This is a genomic window from Nocardia sp. NPDC059228 (assembly GCF_042754245.1).
Taxonomy (GTDB): domain Bacteria; phylum Actinomycetota; class Actinomycetes; order Mycobacteriales; family Mycobacteriaceae; genus Nocardia.
Genome location: NZ_JBHZAL010000153.1, coordinates 1 through 1155 on the forward strand (window position 1 = coordinate 1; position 1155 = coordinate 1155).

Genomic DNA, 1155 nt, shown 5'->3' on the forward strand with positions numbered 1-1155 from the left:
TCGGAGGCGAGGAGATAGACGCACGCGCCGAAGCCGTCGCTCCCGTTCACGCCTTCGATCTCGTCGAGGAAGTACGGGACGGAGAGCCGGCTGCCCTGGAGCCGCCCCTGGATGTCGGGAACGGCGACGATCACCTCCTCGACCCGCCCGGCGGCGGCCTCGGCCCGCAGCAGCTCGTACGGCGAGGGGCGCTCCCCGGTCATTTCCGGTCCCCTATTCGTGCGGGTGCCACTGCCAGCGGGTTCGGCACGGTGCCGTGCACGACGTCGAAGCCCTCGTCGCGCTCCGAGCGGTCGTGGAACCCGCCGCCCAGCAGCTGTTCACGGTTCAGCGCGACGCGGTCGAAGGACGGGGCGAGGAGCCCGTACGAGTCGAAGCGGTCGGCCAGCTCCGGGAAGCGGGCGTGGTAGCGCTCGATCTCGGCGCGTACGAGCGCCCAGAACTCGTCCTCGGGCACACCGAGTTGACCGGCGCACAGCGGGGCGAAGAACCGGAAGTGCCCGGCAAGGACCGCGCTGAGCAGCGAGTGCGCCAGCTCGTGGGCCGGCCAGCGCAGCAGGACGCGGTCGGCGCGCCCGGAGAGCGTGGCGTACTCCGGCCGGGCGCCGGGCAGCAGGTTCACGTCCTCGGCGAAGTCCTTGACCGCGATACCGATCGGGATCTCGTCGCGGTCGAAGAGGACGACGGTGTTCTCGCCGTGCGGGCAGAAGGCGACGCCGTAGCGGTAGAGGTAGTGGAGCAGCCCCGGCAGCAGCGCCCCGAAGAACCGTTCCAGCCAGGCCGCGGGGGTGAGCCCGGAACGCTCGACCAGCTCGGCGGTGAGCGCGCGCCCGTCGGACCCGGTCTTGAGCAACGCGGCCATGGTGCGGGCGCGTTCACCCGCGCCGGTGTCGAGCAGCGCGGCGACCGGCTCGCGCCAGACGGCGCCCAGGAGTTCGTGGTAGCGGTACGGGGCGTCCTCGACCGACTCGTACAGCGGATGCCCCACGGCGACGGCCGCGACCTCGCCGAGCGGATGGATGCGCAGCTCCTCGCTCAGATACGGGTCGGCGTCCCGTACGGAGTGCAGCCAGGCGCTCACATCGGGCGCGGCCTCGGTCGGCGCGGTCGAAAGCCCGCGCCAGACAAGGGTGTTGCGGATGAGGAGGGGGACCT

Annotated in this window: 1 protein-coding gene and 1 pseudogene; both read right to left on the reverse strand. The window is 72.0% G+C overall.

Annotated elements, in window-relative coordinates; genetic code table 11:
• Positions 1-203, reverse strand: a pseudogene (locus ACFXKA_RS43110) (hypothetical protein); the annotation flags it as partial.
• Positions 200-1155 (reverse strand): IucA/IucC family protein (locus ACFXKA_RS43115; RefSeq protein ID WP_379431930.1); only part of this gene is annotated, 956 nt, incomplete at its 5' end. The gene ACFXKA_RS43115 and the pseudogene ACFXKA_RS43110, both read right to left, overlap by 4 nt.